The organism is Streptomyces xanthii (genome assembly GCF_014621695.1).
Taxonomy (GTDB): Bacteria; Actinomycetota; Actinomycetes; order Streptomycetales; family Streptomycetaceae; genus Streptomyces; species Streptomyces xanthii.
Window position 1 is genome coordinate 4,661,529 of record NZ_CP061281.1, and the last position, 19,064, is coordinate 4,680,592.

The window sequence follows — 19,064 nt, forward strand, 5'->3', positions numbered from 1 at the left end:
GGCAGGCGTCCTACCAGGTGTAGCCCGGCTGTACGTGCATGCACTGGCCGCTGTCAGCGCCGTTCTGCGTCTGGCTCCTGTCCAGCGTCTTGTCCGGGGTGTCCGCGTCGGCCGCGTCCTTCGGGAACATGTTGCCCGTGCGCCAGTCCGCGCCCACGGTGAGCGTCACCCCGGACACCTCCGTCGACCTCTTCACGGAACTCAGCGGAATCCCCATGGACTTGGCGACCGCCTGCGCGTCGCCCTCGAGGTCCGCCGACGGATAGTTGACGACCGTCCTGTCCACGGCGAGCGGCGGCGAACCGTCCGAGGCCGCCTGCGTGAAGCCCTTGCCGATGAGGGCCTGCCGCACCGCCGAGGCCCGGCCGGGCACCGCGGCCGTCGTCGCCGTCCGCGTGCCGTTGCGGACCTGCACGGCGATCTTGTCGTCGGCCGCCGCCGGGTCGTGCGAGGTCTGCGCCGTCGCCTTCTTCGCGTCCTTGCCGTCCAGCGCGACATCGTCGCGGAGGAGCTTCCACAGGGTGTCCGCCGCGGGCGTCGGAGCCACGCGCGCACCTTCGTACACGAACGGCATCGTCGTCATCGTGATGCGCTTGGGGGAGGGCTTCTTGAGCTCGTTGCTCAGGTCGTAGAGCTTCTTGACGGTGTCGAGGCCGTCGTCGGGCTTCACCGCGTCCGTCGCCTTCTCGGCCAGCGTGCGCAGCCTGCCGGGGTGGCTGAACGTGGCGTTCTCGCGGAGCTGGCGCACCATCGCGCTCATGTACATGTGCTGTGCCTTGGCGCGCGCGATGTCGCTGCCGTCCTCGAAGCCGTGCCGGGTGCGCAGCCACTGCAGGGCCTGTTCGCCCTTGATGTACGTCGTGCCCTTCTCCAGCTTCAGGCTGGTGCCCTCGTCGCTGCCGGCCCGCCGCCCCGTCATGTTGGCGTCGACGCAGACCGGTACGCCGCCGATCGCGTCGGCCATCGACACCACACCCGTGAAGTCGACCATCATGAAGTGGTCGATGTGGATGCCGGTGATCTCCTCCCAGGTGGCGACCGTACAGCCCGGGCCACCACGGCCCAGCGAGGTGTTCGTCATTACCCGGCCGACCGTCTCCGGATACACGCGGCCCGTTTTCGGGTCGGTGCACTTGGGCAGTTTGACGAGGGTGTCGCGCGGCATGCTCACCACCGACATGTTGGTGCGGTCCGCCGACAGGTGCAGCAGCATCTGCACATCGGCAAGCGGTGCCGCGCCCACGCTCTCCTTGTGGCCGCCGAGCCTCAGGTTCTCCTTGCTGTTCCGGTCGTCCGACCCGATCAGCAGGATGTTCAGCGGGGTCTGGCCCGCCGCGTTGGGCGTCGGCTTCGCGGCCCGGTGCTCGCCCAGGCTGAGCTTGCCCGTCTGGATGTTGTTGTTCAGGTGCTGGTACCAGAGGTATCCGGCACCGGCCGTGCCCAGTACGAGGACCGCGAGCACGCCCGTGGTCCAGCGCAGTATTCGCGAGCGTTTGCTGCGCGCGCTTCGTCGCCCCATCCTTGCCCCACACTCCCCACCCCTGGCCAAGGCTCGGCCGCCCCGCTGTCATGTGGTGAGACAGTCTCGGGGCGGCCGAGGTTGGTCATTCGGCGCACACAGTTTTGTCCGCCGTCGATTTGTCCACGTCCGGCGCCTTCGCCGAACCGGTGATGGGCACCCCCGCGCCCTTGAAGTCCTTGCCGAGGATCAGGATCATCGCCGGCAGGCCCTGGTCGTTCGTCTCGCTCTCGCCCGGCTTGAGTGCCGATCCGGGCAGCCCCATGATGTCCGCCAGCTTCCGGGCCTGGTCGGCCTGGTCCGGCGAGTACTCCAGGGTCGTCTTGGCCTGGTCCTTCGGCGCGTTGCCCAACTGGCTCGACTTCAGGACGCCTTCGGTGTTCTGCAGCCAGGTGAGCGTGGTGCCGGCCGAGCCGGCCGGCGCGCCGCCGTTGTAGAGGTCGACGCGGACCTCGGAGGCCGCGGAGCGCACGCCCTTGAGGCGGGCGGAGTCGGCGGCCTTCTTCTTCTTTTTCGTCTCCGTGAGGGAGACGTCGTTCCTGATGGCGTCGAAGATCGCCGGTGCCTTCGTCTGGTCGACGACGACGGTGGCGTGCACCTTCTCCGCCGGGTTGTCGATCACCGGGGTCGTGACGAAGGAGATGTTCTTCGGCGGGACCTTCTTCAACTCCAGGGCGACGTCCTTGAGTTTGTTCAGGCTGCCGATGCCCTGGTCGACGGTGAGCGCCTTGGTGGCGGCCTCGGCGAGGCTCGTCAGCTTCGACGGGTTCGTCAGGGTGTCGCCGGAGCTCATCTTGCGGGCCAGCGAACCGAGGAACTGCTGCTGCACCTTGATGCGGTCCAGGTCGCCCGCGTTGCCGAAGGCGTGCCGGGTGCGGACGAAGGCGAGGGCCTGCTCGCCCTTCACCACGCTCTTGCCGGCGGGCAGCTTGAGGTGCGAGTCCGGGTCGTCCACCGGCTTCTTGACGCAGACCTCGACGCCGCCCACGGCCGTGGACAGGGTCTTCACGGCGTTGAAGTCGGCCATCATGAAGTGGTCCGGGGTGATCCCGGTGACCGCCTTGACGGTGCGCATGGTGCAGCCCGGGTCACGGCCGTCCTGGCCGAGGCTCGTGTTGAAGCGCACGGTCGAGGTGCCGGCGATCGGCTTGCCGTCGGTGGTGCACTCCGGGACGTCGACGATGAGGTCGCGCGGGATGCTCAGCGCGGTCGCGTTCGTCCGGTCCTTGGAGACGTGCAGCAGGATGTTCGTGTCGGCGTGACCGACGCTGCCCTTGTCGCCGTAGCCCTCGTTGCCCTTGCCGGTGCGCTTGTCCGTGCCGATGACGAGGATGTTGAAGGCCTCGTCCTTGGCGAAGCTGTTCTTGGCGTCGGGCGTGTTGTTGACCGTCAGGTTGCCGTTGAGGTGCTCGAGGTAGATGTACACCGCCCCGGCGCCGGCCAGGATCACGAAGGCCATCGTGCCGGAGGTCCACAGCAGGACCTTCTTGACCTTCGACTTCTTCTTCGGCTTCGACCTGCGCCGTCCCGTGTCCGGGGCCAGGGCCTCCGGCTCGCGCCGTCGGCGCTGGGGAGGGACGTCTCCCGGATCCTGCGGTGCCTGCTGCCGCCGTCGGCCGCCGGGCCGCGGTGCGGTGCGGCGCGGTCCCGGCACCCCTGACTGCTCAGCGGAGGGGGTCAGTCGCAGTTCGTAATCACCGGTCTGCGGGTTCAGGACCCACTGGTCTGCGGGGTCGATGTTCTCCGCCCGCCCACGGCCTTGCGCGTCCACGGTTGTCTGTGTCCTCCGTCGGGGCCACGCGGCGCCCTACCCCCCTTAAAGCGGGCGCCCGGTCAAAGTCGGTCAGCAGTGCGCGACCTTGCCCGAAGCGTGGCCGGGTGCACCGGATCGCTCACACTATCCGCCCAGTTCAGCGCCAGGCGACGGCGGTGACAAATTCCACTCCCCTACAACTGGGCATTCCGGCCCATATCTTTGAACCTGTGTGCCGGCTGATGACTCCCGCTTTACCGAGGGGCGGTTGAGGCGCCGCCGGAGGGGTACGGACCGGCCTCAGCCGCAGGTGTCCTGCTTCGCCGTATTGCCCCGGAACGTCGGAGTGGGCTCGGGGGTGCCGGAGGCGGGGGACGAGGCCCCGGACTTCTCGTCCATTTCCCGTTGATAGGCGACCGTTTCATCGGAAATGCCGGGGGACGAGCCCTCTTCTGCCTCGTGCGCCGCGGCGGGCACCTCCTTCCGGACGACCACCGGCCGGTCGGCGCGCAGCTGCCGGAAGAGCTGGTCGGCGGCGGGCTGGACGAGCTGGTCGCGGTTGGCGTTGTAGACGTACGCCTCCCGGGGCACGGTCAGGAACTGGATGCGGTCGGCCGGGATGTTCCGCATCCCGCGCACCAGGTCGTACAGGCCGCGCAGGCTCGCCAGGCCCGGGTCGGTGGTCAGGGACGAGGTGGCGGCGTCGAGGAGCGGGTAGAGCTTCGTCGGGTTCAGCAGGACACCGTTGCTCTGGACCTTCTGGACGAGAGCGCCGAGGAACCGCTGCTGACGGTCCATCCGGTCGGTGTCGCTGCCGTTGCCGAGGCTCTTGCGGGCGCGGACGTAGCCGAGGGCCTGCTCGCCGTTCAGGGTGTGCTCGCCCGCGGACAGCTTCAGATGGGCGTCGGCGTCATTGATGGGCGCGTCCAGGCAGACGGTCACCCCGTCCACGGCGTTCACCATGTCCTTGAAGCCCTGGAAGTCGACGACCATGTGGTGGTCGACGCGGATGCCGGTCACCTTCTCCACCGTGCGGATCGTGCAGGCGGAACCGCCCGCCTCGAACGCGTAGTTGAACATGGCGAACGTCGGCTCCAGGCGCTTGCCGTCCGGGGCGGTGCAGCGCGGCATGTTCACCATCAGGTCGCGGGGGAACGAGACGGCGACCGCGCTCTTCCGGTCCGCCGCCACGTGCAGCAGGATCGTCGTGTCCGAGCGCTGGGTGCCGTCGTTGCGGCCGTACTTGCGGTTCTTGCCGGCGCGCGAGTCGGATCCGATGAGCAGGATGTTCTGCGCGCCGTGCACGAGGACGGTGGGCCGCTCCTTGTCGTACTTCGCGAGTTCGGCGGCCGCGTCCGTGTCCTCGGTGATGTTCCCGCTGAGCTTCTCGTAGACGATCCAGCCGGCCCCGCCCGCCACGAGCACCAGGAACGCCAGCGCGCACGCCGCGTACCGCAGCCGGCGCCTGCGCCGCCGGACACGACCGGCGCCGGTCGGCGACGAGCCGGTGCCCGGGCCGAGCGGTGTGGCTGCGGAGTCGGTCACGTGCGGTCCCCTCACGGTCCGGCCTGGGGAAAACGGCGTCTCCACGATCATCGGCCCGGCCGCGCCGGGCGGCCGGGGGAGCGGGGCCGAACGGGTGAAGATCCGCTACTTCGCGGTCGCCGACACCCGCTCGCTGTCGATGCGCCGGGCCAGCGCCTCCTCGTCGAGCCGGTCCAGGTTCCGGCACAGCACGACGGAGCCGCCCGCGGCCAGCGGCGCGAAGAGCCCCGCGCTCAGCCCCTGCCAGGTGTCGTACGAGAGACCCGACAGCAGCCGGGAGCCCGGCCCGGTCAGCCCGAACGGGGCGGCGTCCGCGATCGCCCGCGCGGCGACCTCCGCGCCCGTCCACTCGGCCCCCGCGACGACCAGCGAGGGCTCGTCGGGGTCGACGGGGGAGAACGGGGCGAAGCGGTCGCCCTGCGAGGGGACCTCGACGGCGTAGTCGACGAACCCCTCCGGGGTCTGGAGGAAGCGGCCGCCGAGCGGGCGCAGCGCGAGGGCGACGCGCTCGCCGGAACAGGCGCGGGCCGCCTCCAGCGTGTCGGGGCCGCTGACCACGACGTCGGCGGCGGCCGGGTCGCCGCCCACGTCCGCGACGGCGCCGACCGAGGCGCAGGCCAGCAGCCAGACGGCGGTCTGCCAGTGGGCGGGCAGCAGCACGGCGACGCGGTCGCCGGGCTCGACGTTCAGGTCGCCCTGGAGCAGGTTCGCCGTCTTGTTCACCCAGTTCGCGAACGTGGCCACGGACAGCTCCACGCGCTCCCCGGTGGCGTCGTCGTAGAAGGTGACCAGGGGGCGACCGGGATCGTCCGCGAGGGCGTGCTGAAGAAGTTCGGCGGCAGTACGGGGCTCGGATTTCACGGGTTCAGCGTAGGCGCGGTGCGCTCCGCGGGGCGTCCGGGTGCGGGGCCCTGCCGTGCCTCCGCCCGTTTCGTCGCCGGGTGCGCCCCGGTGGGGCTTCTCGCGCAGTTCCCCGCGCCCCTGAGATGCGCACTTCGTGCTGCCTCTCATCGGGGCGGTGACCCGTCGGGGAAATGCGCCCGAAGGGCATGCATTTCAGGGGCGCGGGGAACTGCGCGACCAGCCCCCACCGGGCCCGCACCCGGCGACACACGGACGGCCCCCTGACGCGGCCCCCGCCCGGCCCAATGGGCCCCCCGTATGACGCACCCCGATAGCCAGCGCAGCGCCCCCGTGCAGAAATGTTCCGCATGCGTGGATTCCTTGCCTCCGCGGTCGGCGTCAGCTGTGCGGCCGCCCTCGCCCTCCCCCTGACCCTGCCCACCACGACCGCCGCCGCGGCTCCCACGACCCCGACCCAGGAGTCGATCCCCGGCAGCACCCAGTCCCTCCCGCTGGCCCCGCTCACCGCGGACCGCTCCGCGGGCGGCGGCGCCGCCCGGCAGCAGGGTCTGCCCCAGCGCGACGTACGCCCGTTCTCCCTCGTCGGCGTCGTCTGGAACGACCCGTCCGTCGCCCTGCACGGCCAGGTCCAGGTCCGCACCCGGGCGACCGGCACCACCACCTGGTCGGCCTGGCAGGACGTCGAGACGCACAACGACGACGCGCCCGACCCGGGCACCGCCGAGGCCGCCGGCCGCACCCTGCGGGGCGCGACCGCACCGCTGTGGGTCGGCGACTCGGACGGCGTCGAGGTCCGCGTCCAGGCCGGCGGCGCGCCGCACGCCTCCGACCGCGGCGACACCACGGCCGAGCCGCTCCCCGAGGGCCTGCGTCTCGAACTCGTCGACCCGGGTGACGAGCCCGGCGCCCAGGGCGCCCCGGCCGACGCCCCCCGCACGGGCGCCCTGAGCGCCGAGACGGCCGCCGCCTCCGCCGTGAACGCGGAGCTCGCCCCGCTCGGCGCCACCGAGATCCCCGCGCTGACCAAGCAGCAGACCGAGGACGCCCTGATCAGCGCCCGTGGCGGCGACACGGAGGGCGCCCAGGCCCGCCCGTACATCGGCCCGCGCCCACGCATCGTCACCCGCAAGGGCTGGGGCGCGGACGAGACACTGCGCGAGAGCCAGTTCCTGTACACGAAGTCGGTGAAGGCGGCGTTCGTCCACCACAGCGCGTCGGGCAACAACTACCGCTGCTCCCAGGCGCCTTCCGTCATTCGCAGTATCTACCGCTACCACGTGAAGAGCAGCGGCTGGCGTGACATCGGCTACAACTTCCTCGTGGACAAGTGCGGCACCATCTACGAGGGCCGGGCCGGCGGCGTCACGAAGGCCGTCATGGGTGCCCACACCCTCGGCTTCAACACCAACACCATGGGCATCGCGGTCCTGGGCTCGTTCGGCAGCTCGAACCCGCCCGCCACGGCCGTGAAGGCGATCTCCCAGCTGACCGCCTGGAAGCTCGGCCTGTACGGCGCCAACCCGAAGGGCTCGACATACCTCACCTCGGGTGGTGGAAATCTGTACAGCAAGGGAAAGAATGTGCGGCTGAAGGTGATCTCCGGCCACCGGGACGGCTTCGCAACCGAATGCCCGGGACGCCGTCTCTACAACCAGCTCGGCACCGCCCGCACGACGTCGGCGCAGCTCCAGGGACGCTGACACGCCGGACACGGGCCGGCCCGGGCACCTCGAACGGTCTGCATACACTGGCCGGCCGAAAGACAGTTCGGCCGGCCCCAGCAGGAAGCAGAGACGACAGGTGACAGAAGCGATCCTCCTGGTCGGCGGCAAGGGCACCAGACTGCGGCCTCTCACGGTGAACACGCCGAAGCCGATGGTCCCGGCGGCCGGTGTGCCCTTCCTCACGCATCAGCTCGCCCGCGCGAGAGCGGCCGGCGTCGACCACATCGTCCTGGCCACCTCGTACCTGGCCGAGGTCTTCGAGCCGTACTTCGGTGACGGCTCCCGCCTCGGGCTCCACCTGGAGTACGTCACCGAGGTCCAGCCCCTCGGCACCGGCGGCGCCATCCGCAACGTCGCCCCGCGGCTGCGCTCCGGGCCCGACGAGCCGGTCCTCATCTTCAACGGTGACATCCTCACCGGCCTCGACATCGGCGCCCTCGTCCACGAGCACGAGTCGACCGGCGCGGACGTCTCCCTGCACCTCTCGCGTGTCGAGGACCCCCGCGCGTTCGGCCTCGTCCCCACGGACGGCACGGGACGCGTCACGGCCTTCCTGGAGAAGCCCCAGACGCCCGAGGAGATCGTCACCGACCAGATCAACGCCGGTGCCTACGTCTTCCGCCGCTCGGTGATCGACACGATCCCGACGGGCCGCCCCGTCTCGGTGGAACGCGAGACGTTCCCGGGGCTGCTCGCCGACGGCGCCCACCTCCAGGGCATGGTCGACTCGACGTACTGGCTCGACCTCGGCACCCCGCAGGCCTTCGTGCGCGGCTCCGCCGACCTCGTCATGGGGCGCGCCCCGTCCCCGGCGGTCCCCGGCCGGCGCGGCGAGCGGCTCGTGCTCCCCTCGGCCGAGGTGGCCGCGGACGCCAAGCTCACCGCCGGCACGGTGATCGGCGAGCACGCGCGCGTGGGCGAGGGCGCCCGCGTCACCGGCTCGGCGGTCCTGGACGGCGCGGTGATCGAACCCGGAGCGGTGGTCACGGACTCCCTGATCGGCCGCGGCGCCCGCGTGGGCGCCCGTACGGTCCTCACGGGGGCCGTCATCGGGGACGGGGCGCAGGTCGGCGCGGACAACGAGCTGCGCGAGGGCGTCCGGATCTGGTGCGACGCGACGATCCCGGACGCGTCGATCCGCTTCTCCTCGGACCAGTAGCCGCGCACCGACCCCACGCACCGGCCCCTCCCGCGTGACCTCGGCGACATCCGCCGCACCCCGGAGGGGCCCGGGCTACCCTCGTGAGATGGCCGGCCGCCGATACGTCCCGAACCCCGCACCGCGGCAGACCCGCACCACGGTCCGCGGCGGCGCCACCCACGTACCCCGGCCCGCCCACGCCCCGGTCGCCTCCACGGCCGAGGCCCGCGTCTACGCCCCGGCGGACCCCGTCCACCTCGGCCTCACGCTCGGCCCCCTGCGCCGCGGCCCCGCCGACCCCACCTTCCGTACGACCCCGGACGGCTCCGTGTGGCGCACGAGCCGCACCCCCGAGGGCCCCGCGACGCTCCGCGTCACCCAGCGGGCCGACGGCACGGTCGAGGCGACGGCCTGGGGCCCGGGCGCGCAGTGGTTCCTGGACCAACTCCCGTCCCTGCTCGGCGCGTCGGACGACCCTTCCGCCTTCGAGCCGCGCCATCGCCTGGTCGCGCAGACGGCCCGCCGACGGCAGGGCCTGCGCCTGACCCGGACCGGCCTGGTCCTGGAGTCGCTGATCCCGTCGATCCTGGAACAGAAGATCACGACGGACGAGGCCTACCGCGCCTGGCGGCTGCTCCTGCACAAGTACGGCGATCCGGCCCCGGGCCCGGCCGGCGGCGACCTGCGCATGCGAGTCGTGCCGGACCCGTACACCTGGACCCGGATCCCGTCCTGGGAGTGGCACAAGGCGGGCGTCGACAACAAGCGCGCGTCGACGATCCTGCGCGCCGCGAAGGTCGCCCGCCGCCTGGAGGAGGCGGCCCACATGGACCCGCCCGCGGCCCGCGCCCGCCTCGAACTCGTCCCCGGAATCGGCCCGTGGACCTCCGCCGAGACCATCCAGCGCACGAACGGCGCCCCCGACGAGGTCACCACGGGCGACCTCCACCTGCCGGGCATCGTCGGCCACGCCCTCGCCGGCGACCGCGACGCGACGGACGCCGACATGCTCGACCTCCTGGCCCCCTACGAGGGTCAACGCCACCGCGCGGCCCGCCTGATCCTCCTCAGCGGCGCGACCCCACCCCGCCGCCAGCCGAAGATGCGCCGAGTGAACATCGCGGAGTGGTGAGACCCCCCGTAAGGGGGCGTGGGGCGGGGCTGTACCCGATCAGCGACTCCGTCGCGGGCACGCCCAACCTGCCCCTGGGGGGCGCACGGAGTGTGCCCCTTCAGGGGCGCGGGGAACAGCGCGAGCAACCACGACGGCGCAGCACCCGGCCACGATGATCAACCCCCACGGCGGCGCCCCGCCACGCACGGGGCCTACCGCACCTCGACGAACTCCGAGACGATCCGCGCGGGCCGCTCCGCAGGCGCTTGTGCCGGGTGCCCGACCGCGACGGCCCCCATCGGATCCCAGCCCCCCGGAAGATCGAGCACCCCGCGCACGACGTCCCGGCAGAACATGGTCGACGACACCCAGGCGGAGCCGAGCCGCTCCCCGGCCAGCGCGACGAGGAAGTTCTGCACGCCCGCCCCGGCGGCGACGACGAACATCTCCCGCTCGGCCGCGTCCCGCCGCTCGTCCCCGTACGTGTGTGCCCCGTCCATGACCAGACACGGCACGACGAGGTACGGCGCGTTGCGCAGCACGTCACCGCGCCGCACCCGCCGCTCGACGGACTCCTCGCTCTTGCCGTCCCGGCGCAGGTCCGCGATCCACGCGTCCCGCATCGCGTCGAGCAGCTTCGTGCGCGAGGCCGCCGATTCGAGGAGGACGAACCGCCACGGCGTCGTGTGATGCGGCGCGGGCGCGGTGACGGCCGCGGCGACGGCCCGGCGCACCGCGCCGGGGTCGACGGGCTCGTCCGTGAAGGCCCGTACGGTACGCCGCTGCGTCACCGCTTCCCGTACGGCCTCGGAGGTGCCGAGCCGGAACATGTCGTCATGGGCGACGCGCACCAACTCCCGCGCGGAGCCGCCCTGTTCATCGGTGGTGGTCACGCCGGGCAGCCCGCGGACGACGGCGACGGGCAGGCCGCCGGCCTTGCCCTTGACGAGGTCGCCCGCGGCGGCCAGCTCGTCGGCGGTCGCCACGACGGTCGCGCTCAGCGGATTGCCGTGCGCGTCCGTGCCGCCGCGCAGGTCGTCGAGGACGCGCACACCTGCGGCGCCGATCGCGACGTCCGTCAGCCCGTTGCGCCAGGGGCGCCCGAAGGTGTCCGTCACGACGACGCCGACCTCGACACCGAGCGCGGCGCGCACGCCGTCGCGGATCGCGGCCGCCGAGGCGTCCGGGTCCTCGGGCAGCAGCAGCACCGTGCCGGCCGGGGTGTTCGACGCGTCGACGCCGGCGGCGGCCATGACGAGGCCCAGCCGGTTCTCCACGATGCGCAGGGGGCCGCGGCGGGCCACGACCCGTACGGTCTCGGCGTCGATCGCCGCCTCGCGGTCGTCGGCCTGGAGGATCCGGCCCTCGGCCTTGCTGACGATCTTGGAGGTGACCAGGAGGACGTCACCGTCGGCGAGGCCGGGCTCGGCGGCGACGATCAGGGCGGCGAGGTCGTCGCCCTCGGTGACCTCGGGTATGCCGGGGACCGCCCAGGCCCGGAAGGAGGGCGCGTCGCTCACGAGGCCCGGACCTCCTCGGCGAGGGCGAGCGCGGCCCGCGCCATGTCGGCGGCGGCCAGCCCCTCGGCGGGGTCGGTCATCATCAGGGGCACGGCCCGGCACCGGATCCCGGCGGCCTCGACGCGCTCCACGGCGCCCGCGTCCACGGTGTCGACGAGCCAGCCGTCGAGCAGCCCCGAACCGTAGTGCTCGGCGACGGCCGCCGCGCTGGACTCGACGCCGAGGGCGGCGAGGACCTTGTCGGCCATGCCGCGCACCGGCGCGTCCCCGACGATGGGGGAGAGGCCGACCACGGGGACGCCCGCGTCGGCGATGGCCTCGCGGATGCCGGGCACGGCGAGGATCGTGCCGATGCTGACCACCGGGTTCGACGGCGGGAAGAGGATCACGTCGGCCTCGGCGATGGCCTCCAGGACGCCCGGCGCGGGCTTGGCGGCCTCGGCGCCGACCGGCACGATCGCGTGCGCGTCCACGGAGGCGCGCAGCTTCACCCAGTACTCCTGGAAGTGCACGGCGCGGCGCTCGCCGTCGAGCGTGACGGCGACGTGCGTCTCAACGCGGTCGTCCGACATGGGCAGCAGCCGCACCCCCGGCTGCCAGCGCTCGCACAGCGCCTCGGTGACGGCGCTGAGCGGATATCCGGCGCCGAGCATCTGCGTGCGCACGATGTGGGTCGCGAAGTCCCGGTCGCCGAGCCCGAACCACTCGGGTCCGACCCCGTAGGCCGCGAGCTCCTCCTTGACCCGGTGCGTCTCGTCAGTACGCCCCCAGCCCTGCTCCTCGTCGATGCCGCCGCCCAGGGTGTACATCACCGTGTCGAGGTCGGGACAGACCTTGAGGCCGAAGAGGTGAATGTCGTCCCCGGTGTTGCCGATGACCGTGATGTCCGCGTCCGGGGCCGCCCGCTTGAGACCGCGAAGGAACCGGGCACCACCGATGCCGCCTGCCAGAACCACAATGCGCATGGCCCCAGCATCGCAGGCGGCACCGACAGAGTGTCAGCTGGTCCCGGTCAGTTCGATCTCGGCCACCGCGTCCCGGCCGGCCTCGGTGGAGCAGGCCGCCGAGTGCATCGGCATCTCGGTGAGCCCGGGGTAGTACACGTGCAGGCTGACGGCCGGCTCCAGGGCGTCGTTGGCGACCTCGTGGACGTACCCGGGCGCGAACACGCGCTGCGCGCCGGCCGCGAGCGTGTGGGTGCCCCGCTCCGTACGCTCCGTCAGTTCGCCCTCCAGGAGGGTCAGGACGCCGGAGGAGCGGCCGTGGTCGTGCAGCCCGCTGCCCTGTCCGGGCACCCAGGAGAGCAGCCACACCTCGTATCCGGGGCCGGTGCGCAGCCGGTGGTACCAGCGGGTCGTCGCGTCGTACTCGACGAGGTGCTCCCACTGGGAGCGGTCGGCGGCGATGGAGCGGGCGAGTCCGGCGAACTCGGCCACGGTCTGCGGGTGCTCGCGCGGGGGCTGCAGCAGGTGCTGGACTTCGAGGATGTCGCCGGCGATCTGGAGGTCGCTGTCGCTGTTCATGGGGGTGTGTGGTTCCTCAGCGGGGAGTGCGGGGTGCCCCCGCCCGGGCGGGGGCGAAGGGCCGTACAAGGAGAGAGGAGATGCGGTGTCGGAGCACGGGAGGCTCTACGACACACCAGCCGGGATCGTCTCGATCGTCAGCAGCTGGGACAGCAACAGCAACAGCACGCGCGCGCAGCGGTGACGGACCCGGCGGTGCGGGGCGTCGACAGCGGCAGGTTCGCGAGCATGCCCACCAGGACACCGGGTGGGAGGTACCGCTGTCAACTCATTGTCCGGATTGTGGGAAATGTTTCACCTCATCCGGTATCCCTCGCAGGCGAAAGGTTTGTGCAGGGCTCGCACCGGACATGTGGCGCAGCAACCCGGCGGGCAAACGTCGTTGTCATCCTGTGATCCGAATGTGATCAGGTTCGCTTCCGTATGAGCGCCGGAACGAGATCGATCTCTGCGACGTCCTTTCTGGTGACGGGATGCGCCGCTGGCAAGTGTCACGTTTTTTGCCGATTTGAACACTTTCCGCATAGCCTTGGTTCCGCAGAGTGAATAAGGGGCTCAATAGCAGATCCCGGCTTGACTGCCCCGGATCGGCACACTTGTAATTTCACTCGTGTCGTTCAGCCGAAATCGGTAACGGCAACATCACGGGGACGCACAGACGGACGAGGGGCGCACTATGACCGAGTCGTTTACGGATCTGCTGGTCGAGGACGCGGAAGAGGAACTCGGCTGGCAGGAGCGCGCACTGTGCGCACAGACCGACCCGGAGTCCTTCTTCCCTGAGAAGGGCGGCTCCACGCGGGAGGCCAAGAAGGTCTGCCTCGCGTGCGAGGTCCGCTCCGAATGCCTCGAGTACGCACTCGCCAACGACGAGCGGTTCGGCATCTGGGGCGGCCTGTCCGAGCGGGAGCGCCGCCGGCTGAAGAAGGCCGCCGTCTAGCTTCCGGCACCTTCGCGCGCAAGCTCGCGCGGAGCTTCGCTCACCGCTGCGAGAACGCGGTACTCACGGCCCGTCGCCGGTGGTTGTCCACAGGCGGCGGGCCGCCGTTGTTGCCAGCCGTTAGTGTGGGGCCCCGTCCGAGACGCCACCGTGTCCCCAGCGGACACAGGCGTCCACCGCAGTCCAGACGAACCGGGGCCCGTACCTCGATGTCCGTGCACAGCCATTCGGCAGGCCAGTTCGGCGCTGCCGCCGCCGCGTTCAACCCGGGGCCGCAAGCGGGGTCCGACCCGAGCAGCGCCCCCGAGTTCCCCAGGCATGTCGTCACCGCCGTCCTCGTCTCGCACGACGGGGCCCGCTGGCTGCCCGACGTCCTGACCGGACTGCTCGGCCAGGAGCGCCCCGTGCAGAACGCGGTGGCGGCCGACACCGGCAGCGCCGACGCGTCCGCCGCCCTGGTCGCCCAGGCACTCGGCGACGAGCGCGTCCTGCACCTCGCCCGCCGCACCGGCTTCGGCCAGGCCGTCGAGGAAGCCGTGCGCGGCGCCGGCGTGCTCACCCCCGAAGAGCTGCCGTACCTGAAGCGCCCCAGCGGCTGGGACCCCGTCAGCCGCTCCTGGCGCGACGACGCCTACGACCTGCCCGACCTGCCGCACGGCGAACCCGAGCAGTGGCTGTGGCTGCTGCACGACGACTGCGCGCCCGAACCCGACGCGCTCGCCCAGATGTTGCGCGTCGTCGAGGCCGAGCGCGAGGCCGGCGCCGACGTCGCGATCGTCGGACCCAAGCTGCGCGGCTGGTACGACCGCAGGCAGCTGCTCGAAGTCGGCGTCTCCATCGCCCACTCGGGCCGCCGCTGGACCGGCCTCGACCGCCGCGAGCAGGACCAGGGCCAGCACGACCACGTGCGGCCCGTCCTGTCCGTGTCCACCGCCGGCATGCTCGTGCGCCGCGACGTCTTCGAGCAGCTCGGCGGCTTCGACCGACGGCTGCCCCTCATGCGCGACGACGTCGACCTGTGCTGGCGCGCCCAGGCCGCCGGACACCGCGTCCTCGTCGCCCCCGACGCCGTCGTGCGGCACGCCGAGGCCTCCTCGCGCGAGCGCCGCACCGTCGACTGCGTCGGCCGCACCGCCACCTCGCCGCACAAGGTCGACAAGGCGGGCGCCGTCTACACCCTGCTCGTCAACGCGCGCGGGGCGGCGCTCCCCTGGGTGCTGCTCCGCCTCGTCGTCGGCACCGTGCTGCGCACCCTCGCCTACCTCGTGGGCAAGGTGCCGGGACAGGCCTTCGACGAGATCGCCGGCCTGATGTCCACCCTGCTGCGGCCCGGCCGGATCCTCGCCGCACGCAAGCGCCGCGGCAGGGGCACCGTCGACGCCAAGGAACTGCGACCGCTGTTCCCGCCGCCCGGCGCCACCGTCCGGCACACCGTCGAGCAGGTCGCCGGCAGCCTCTTCGGCGGCTCCGAGCCGGAGACCACCACGGCGGGCCGGCACGGCGGCGGCGGACTCGAACCGGCGCCCGGTGACGACGACTTCATCCAGGTCGAGCGGTTCGCCCGGCTCAAGCGCATCGCCCGCAACCCGGGCCCGATGCTCCTCGTCGTCCTCCTGTTCATCTCCCTGGTCGCCTGCCGCGAACTGCTCGGCAGCGGCGCCCTCACCGGCGGCGCCCTGCTGCCCGCCCCCGGCGACGCCTCCGCCCTGTGGTCGCGCTACCTGGACGCCTGGCACGCCACCAGCACCGGCGGCACCCAGGCCGCGCCCCCGTACCTCGCGATCGTCGCGGCCCTCGCCTCCGTGTTCCTGGGCTCCACCGGACTCGCGCTCACCGTGCTGCTCGTCGGCTCGGTGCCGCTCGCCGGGTTCGCCGCGTACTTCGCCTCCAGGCCGCTCGTCGAGTCGCGCCTGCTGCGCGCCTGGGCGGCCGTCGCCTACGCGTTCCTGCCCGCCGTCACCGGCGCCCTCGCCGGCGGCCGCGTCGGCACCTCGGTCCTCGCCGTCCTGCTGCCGCTCATCGCCCGCGCGGGCCTGTCCGCGGCCGGCTTCACGAACAGCAAGGGCGCCCGCGGCAGTTGGCGCGCCACCTGGGCGTTCGCCCTGCTGCTCACCATGGCGACCGCGTTCACCCCGATCGTCTGGCCCATCGCCCTCGTCCTCGGCGTCGCGCTCCTCGCGGTGCGCCGCGACGACATCCCCGCCTACGGACTGCGCCTGCTCGCCGCGCTCGGCACCCCACTGCTGATGCTCGCCCCGTGGTCGCTGTCCCTGCTCCCGTTCGGCTTCTTCAAGGAGGCCGGACTGCCCTACGGGAAGGACTCGGCGTCCGCCCTCGGACTGCTCGGCGCCTCGCCCGGCGGCCCCGGCACCACGGGCAGCCTGCTCCTCATCGGCATCGTCCTCGCCGCCCTCGCCGCCCTGCTGCGCCAGGAGCGCCGCCTGGCGATCCTGACGGCCTGGGCCGCCGCCTTCACGGGCCTCGTCTTCGCGATCCTGTCCGACGGATCGACGTGGGCCGGCCCCGCCACCCTCGTCTACGGCCTCGGCCTTCTCGCCGCCGCCGTCCTCGGCGCCGACGGCGCCCGCTCGCGCGTCGCCGAGCAGAGCTTCGGCTGGCGCCAGCCGGTCGCCGCGCTCGTCGCCTTCGCCGCGGCCGGCGGACCGCTGCTGCTCGCCGCCGGCTGGATGATCGCCGGCGCCGACGGCCCCCTGGAGCGACGAGACCCGGTGCAGGTGCCCGCGTTCGTCGCCGAGGAGGCCGGCACCCGCGACCAGGCCCGCACGCTCGTCCTGGCCGGCTCCACCGGAGAGGTCTCGTACTCGCTCGTGCGCGGCGCCGGTGCCCGGCTCGGCGACGGCGAGCTGACCGAGGCCGCGGACGTCAACCCGAAGCTCGACAAGGTCGTCGCCAACCTGGTCGCCGGCTCCGGCGCCGACCAGGCCGACCAGCTCGGCGGCTTCGCCGTGCGCTACGTCCTCGTACGGGACGGAGCGCCCCGCCAGATGGGCCGCGTCCTGGACGCGACGCCGGGCCTGACCCGGCTCAGCCAGCAGGACGGCACCGCCCTGTGGCGCGTCGACCGGCAGGTGGCCCGCGCCGTGCTGCTGCCGACCCCCGCCACCGGCTCCACCTCCGAGCAGGCCAGGCCCGTCGCCGCGGGCCCCGTCGACGTGCACACCGACGTGCCCGCCGGTCCGCAGGGCCGCGTGCTGCGTCTCGCCGACGAGGCCGCCGAGGGCTGGACCGCCACGCTCGACGGCACCGCCCTGAAGCCGGTCACCGTCGACGGCTGGGCCCAGGGCTTCGAACTGCCCGCGTCCGCGGGCCGCCTCGACGTCACCTACGACGCCCCGCTCACCCACACCGCCTGGCTGTGGGCCCAGGGCGCCCTCACCCTCGTCCTGATCGTGCTCGCCCTGCCGGGCCGCCGCCGCGACGTCGACGACGACCTCCCCGAGGAGGACGTCGCCGTGCCCGCGCAGGCCATGGAGGGCGAGGGCCGCCGCGCCCGCAGGCTGCGCGCCCAGGCCGAGGCCGAGGCCGCGCAGAACGCGGCACCCGACGAGGCGCCGCCCGTCCCGGAGGAGCCCGCGGGCATCCCGCAGCAGGCCTACGCAGAGTGGGACCAGCCCAGCTACGCGAACGCCGAGTACGGCACCACCCCGTACGCGGCGGGCGAGCAGCAGCCGTACCAGGACGCCTCCTACGGCTACGCCCCGCAGGCCGACCCCTACCAGGCGAACCAGTACGACCCGTACGCCTACGGGGGCACCTACGAGACGCAGACCCCGTACGAGCCCTACGAAGCGACGCCCGAGCAGCACGGCGACGGCACCGGCGCCGACCGTGAGCGCCCCGACGGGAGCCAGCAGTGAACCGCACGACCCTGTCCCTGATCGCCGCCACCGTGGCGCTCGCCGCCGTCACCGGTTTCGCCGCCGCCTCCTCGGGCGGCGGCGAGGACGACGCCCCCGCCAAGGCCGCCGCCCGGCTGCCCGTCGAGCGCTCCAGCCTGCTGTGCCCCTCGGCCAGCCCGTCGGACCTGGCGGAGACCGCGTACGGGGCGTACACGCCGCCCTCGAAGGACACCGAGGACGGCGGCACCGCACGGCTGCTGCCGGCCGGGACCGACGCGGCCGACGGCACGGACCAGGGCACGGACAAGGGCAAGGGCGACAAGGGCGGCGACAAGCAGCGGAAGCCGGTCCTCACCCCGAAGGCGCCCGGCAAGCCCGTCGAGGGCGAGGCCGACGGCGCCGACGCCCCCGCCCTGATCGGCACCGCGGACGGCGCGCTGGCCCCCGGCTGGACCGTCCAGCAGACCACCTCGGTCACCGCGGGCACCGGCCGCGGCCTGCTCGGCCTGAGCTGCTCCGCGCCCGACACCGACTTCTGGTTCCCCGGCGTCTCCACCGACGAGGACCGAAGCGACTACCTGCACCTCACGAACCCGGACGACGAGGCCGCGGTTGTGGACGTGCAGCTGGCGGGCCCCGACGGTGCGATCAAGTCCGACGTCGGCGAGGGCATCCAGGTGGGGCCGCACTCCAGCGTCCCGGTGCTCCTGTCGACGCTCACCGAGAAGCCGTACCCGAACCTGACGGCGCACGTCACCGCGCGCAGCGGCCGGGTCGCCGCCGCGGTGTCCGCCGCCGACGCCAAGCTGGGCGGCGACTGGCTGCCCGCGGCCGCCGACCCGGCGGGCACGCTCGTGCTGCCCGGCATCCCGAAGGACGCGACGGACGCCCGCCTGGTGGTCTTCGCGCCGGGCCAGGACGACGCCGACCTGAAGGTGCAGCTCGCCACGGGCACCGGCCGGATCTCCCCGGCCGGGCACGCCACGCTGCACGTGAAGTCGGGCATGACGAGCGCGGTCGACCTCGGCGAGGTCACGCGCGGGGAGCCGGGCTCGCTGATCCTGTCGCCCACCGAGGACTCGGTGCCGGTGGTGGCCGCGCTGCGCGTCACGCGCGGCAAGGGCGCCGACCGGGAGACCGCGTACATCCCCGCGACCCGGGACATCGGCACGCGCGCGACGGTCGCCGGCAACCCGGCGAAGGGCGTCACGCTCGCGCTGACCGCCCCGGACGCCGCGGCGAAGGTCAAGGTCACCGCCTCCCCGGGCACCGGCGGCGGCACGGCGACCACGAAGGAGTACACGGTCAGGGCCGGGACGACGCTGTCGGTGACCCCGCCCGCCCCGAGCGGCCTGAAGGGCACCTACGCGCTCACCGTGGAGCCCGTCTCGGGCGGCCCCGTGCACGCCTCGCGGATGCTGGCGCGGGAACAGGACGGCGTGCCCGCGTTCACGGTCCAGACGCTGCCCGACGACCGCGGCACCGTGTTCGTGCCGCAGGCCGACGAGGACCTGGCGGTGCTGCAGCGGTAGCGGCGCGCGGGGCGGGGCCGCCGCGGTGG

The 19,064-nt window shown here is 72.9% G+C and carries 13 protein-coding genes; 6 read left to right on the top strand and 7 right to left on the bottom strand.

Annotated features, from left to right (window positions below; all coding sequences use genetic code 11):
- Positions 1-10 precede the first annotated feature (10 nt).
- From IAG42_RS21175 to IAG42_RS21190, 4 genes are all read right to left on the bottom strand, one after another.
- The gene (locus IAG42_RS21175) at positions 11-1,519 is read right to left on the bottom strand and encodes an LCP family protein (RefSeq protein WP_188338541.1); all 1,509 of its coding nucleotides are present in this window, start codon (positions 1,517-1,519) and stop codon (positions 11-13) included.
- Between the two features lie 85 nt (positions 1,520-1,604).
- A complete protein-coding gene (locus IAG42_RS21180) occupies positions 1,605-3,290 on the bottom strand; it encodes an LCP family protein (protein WP_188338542.1) in 1,686 nt (561 codons plus the stop codon).
- Positions 3,291-3,572: 282 nt separating this feature from the next.
- Positions 3,573-4,817 carry an LCP family protein gene (locus IAG42_RS21185; protein WP_223206103.1) on the bottom strand — a complete coding sequence of 415 codons (1,245 nt, stop codon included), beginning with the start codon at positions 4,815-4,817 and terminating at the stop codon, positions 3,573-3,575.
- Between the two features lie 105 nt (positions 4,818-4,922).
- Positions 4,923-5,678 carry a TIGR03089 family protein gene (locus IAG42_RS21190; RefSeq protein WP_188338544.1) on the bottom strand — a complete coding sequence of 252 codons (756 nt, stop codon included), beginning with the start codon at positions 5,676-5,678 and terminating at the stop codon, positions 4,923-4,925.
- Between the two features lie 350 nt (positions 5,679-6,028).
- Here IAG42_RS21190 and IAG42_RS21195 point away from each other — a divergent pair, with 350 nt between their 5' ends.
- The 3 genes from IAG42_RS21195 (at position 6,029) to IAG42_RS21205 (ending at position 9,678) form a co-directional block, all read left to right on the top strand.
- Complete coding sequence (locus IAG42_RS21195) at positions 6,029-7,381, top strand: N-acetylmuramoyl-L-alanine amidase (protein ID WP_188338545.1); 1,353 nt, start codon at positions 6,029-6,031, stop codon at positions 7,379-7,381.
- 100 nt (positions 7,382-7,481) lie between these two features.
- Positions 7,482-8,564: a mannose-1-phosphate guanylyltransferase gene (locus IAG42_RS21200; protein WP_188338546.1), complete on the top strand. Its 1,083-nt coding sequence runs from the start codon at positions 7,482-7,484 to the stop codon at positions 8,562-8,564.
- 88 nt (positions 8,565-8,652) lie between these two features.
- Positions 8,653-9,678 carry a DNA-3-methyladenine glycosylase family protein gene (locus IAG42_RS21205; protein ID WP_188338547.1) on the top strand — a complete coding sequence of 342 codons (1,026 nt, stop codon included), beginning with the start codon at positions 8,653-8,655 and terminating at the stop codon, positions 9,676-9,678.
- A gap of 194 nt (positions 9,679-9,872) precedes the next feature.
- On the opposite strand, the gene IAG42_RS21210 is transcribed toward IAG42_RS21205, so the two are convergent.
- From IAG42_RS21210 to IAG42_RS21220, 3 genes are read right to left on the bottom strand one after another with little or no spacing between them, the layout of a single operon-like run.
- The gene (locus IAG42_RS21210; protein WP_188338548.1) at positions 9,873-11,180 is read right to left on the bottom strand and encodes a coenzyme F420-0:L-glutamate ligase; all 1,308 of its coding nucleotides are present in this window, start codon (positions 11,178-11,180) and stop codon (positions 9,873-9,875) included.
- On the bottom strand, positions 11,177-12,145 hold the full coding sequence (cofD, locus tag IAG42_RS21215; RefSeq protein WP_188338549.1) for a 2-phospho-L-lactate transferase: 969 nt from the start codon (positions 12,143-12,145) through the stop codon (positions 11,177-11,179). The genes IAG42_RS21210 and cofD overlap by 4 nt, the downstream gene beginning before the upstream one ends.
- A gap of 33 nt (positions 12,146-12,178) precedes the next feature.
- Positions 12,179-12,703 (bottom strand): cysteine dioxygenase, encoded by a 525-nt coding sequence (locus IAG42_RS21220; RefSeq protein WP_188338550.1) that lies wholly within the window; start codon positions 12,701-12,703, stop codon positions 12,179-12,181.
- 676 nt (positions 12,704-13,379) lie between these two features.
- On the opposite strand from IAG42_RS21220, the gene IAG42_RS21225 reads away from it, so the two are divergent.
- The 3 genes from IAG42_RS21225 (at position 13,380) to IAG42_RS21235 (ending at position 19,035) form a co-directional block, all read left to right on the top strand.
- On the top strand, positions 13,380-13,643 hold the full coding sequence (locus IAG42_RS21225) for a WhiB family transcriptional regulator (protein WP_018533570.1): 264 nt from the start codon (positions 13,380-13,382) through the stop codon (positions 13,641-13,643).
- Positions 13,644-13,852: 209 nt separating this feature from the next.
- On the top strand, positions 13,853-17,521 hold the full coding sequence (locus IAG42_RS21230) for a glycosyltransferase family 2 protein (RefSeq protein WP_188338551.1): 3,669 nt from the start codon (positions 13,853-13,855) through the stop codon (positions 17,519-17,521).
- The gene (locus IAG42_RS21235; RefSeq protein WP_188338552.1) at positions 17,518-19,035 is read left to right on the top strand and encodes a DUF5719 family protein; all 1,518 of its coding nucleotides are present in this window, start codon (positions 17,518-17,520) and stop codon (positions 19,033-19,035) included. The genes IAG42_RS21230 and IAG42_RS21235 overlap by 4 nt, the downstream gene beginning before the upstream one ends.
- Positions 19,036-19,064 lie beyond the last annotated feature (29 nt).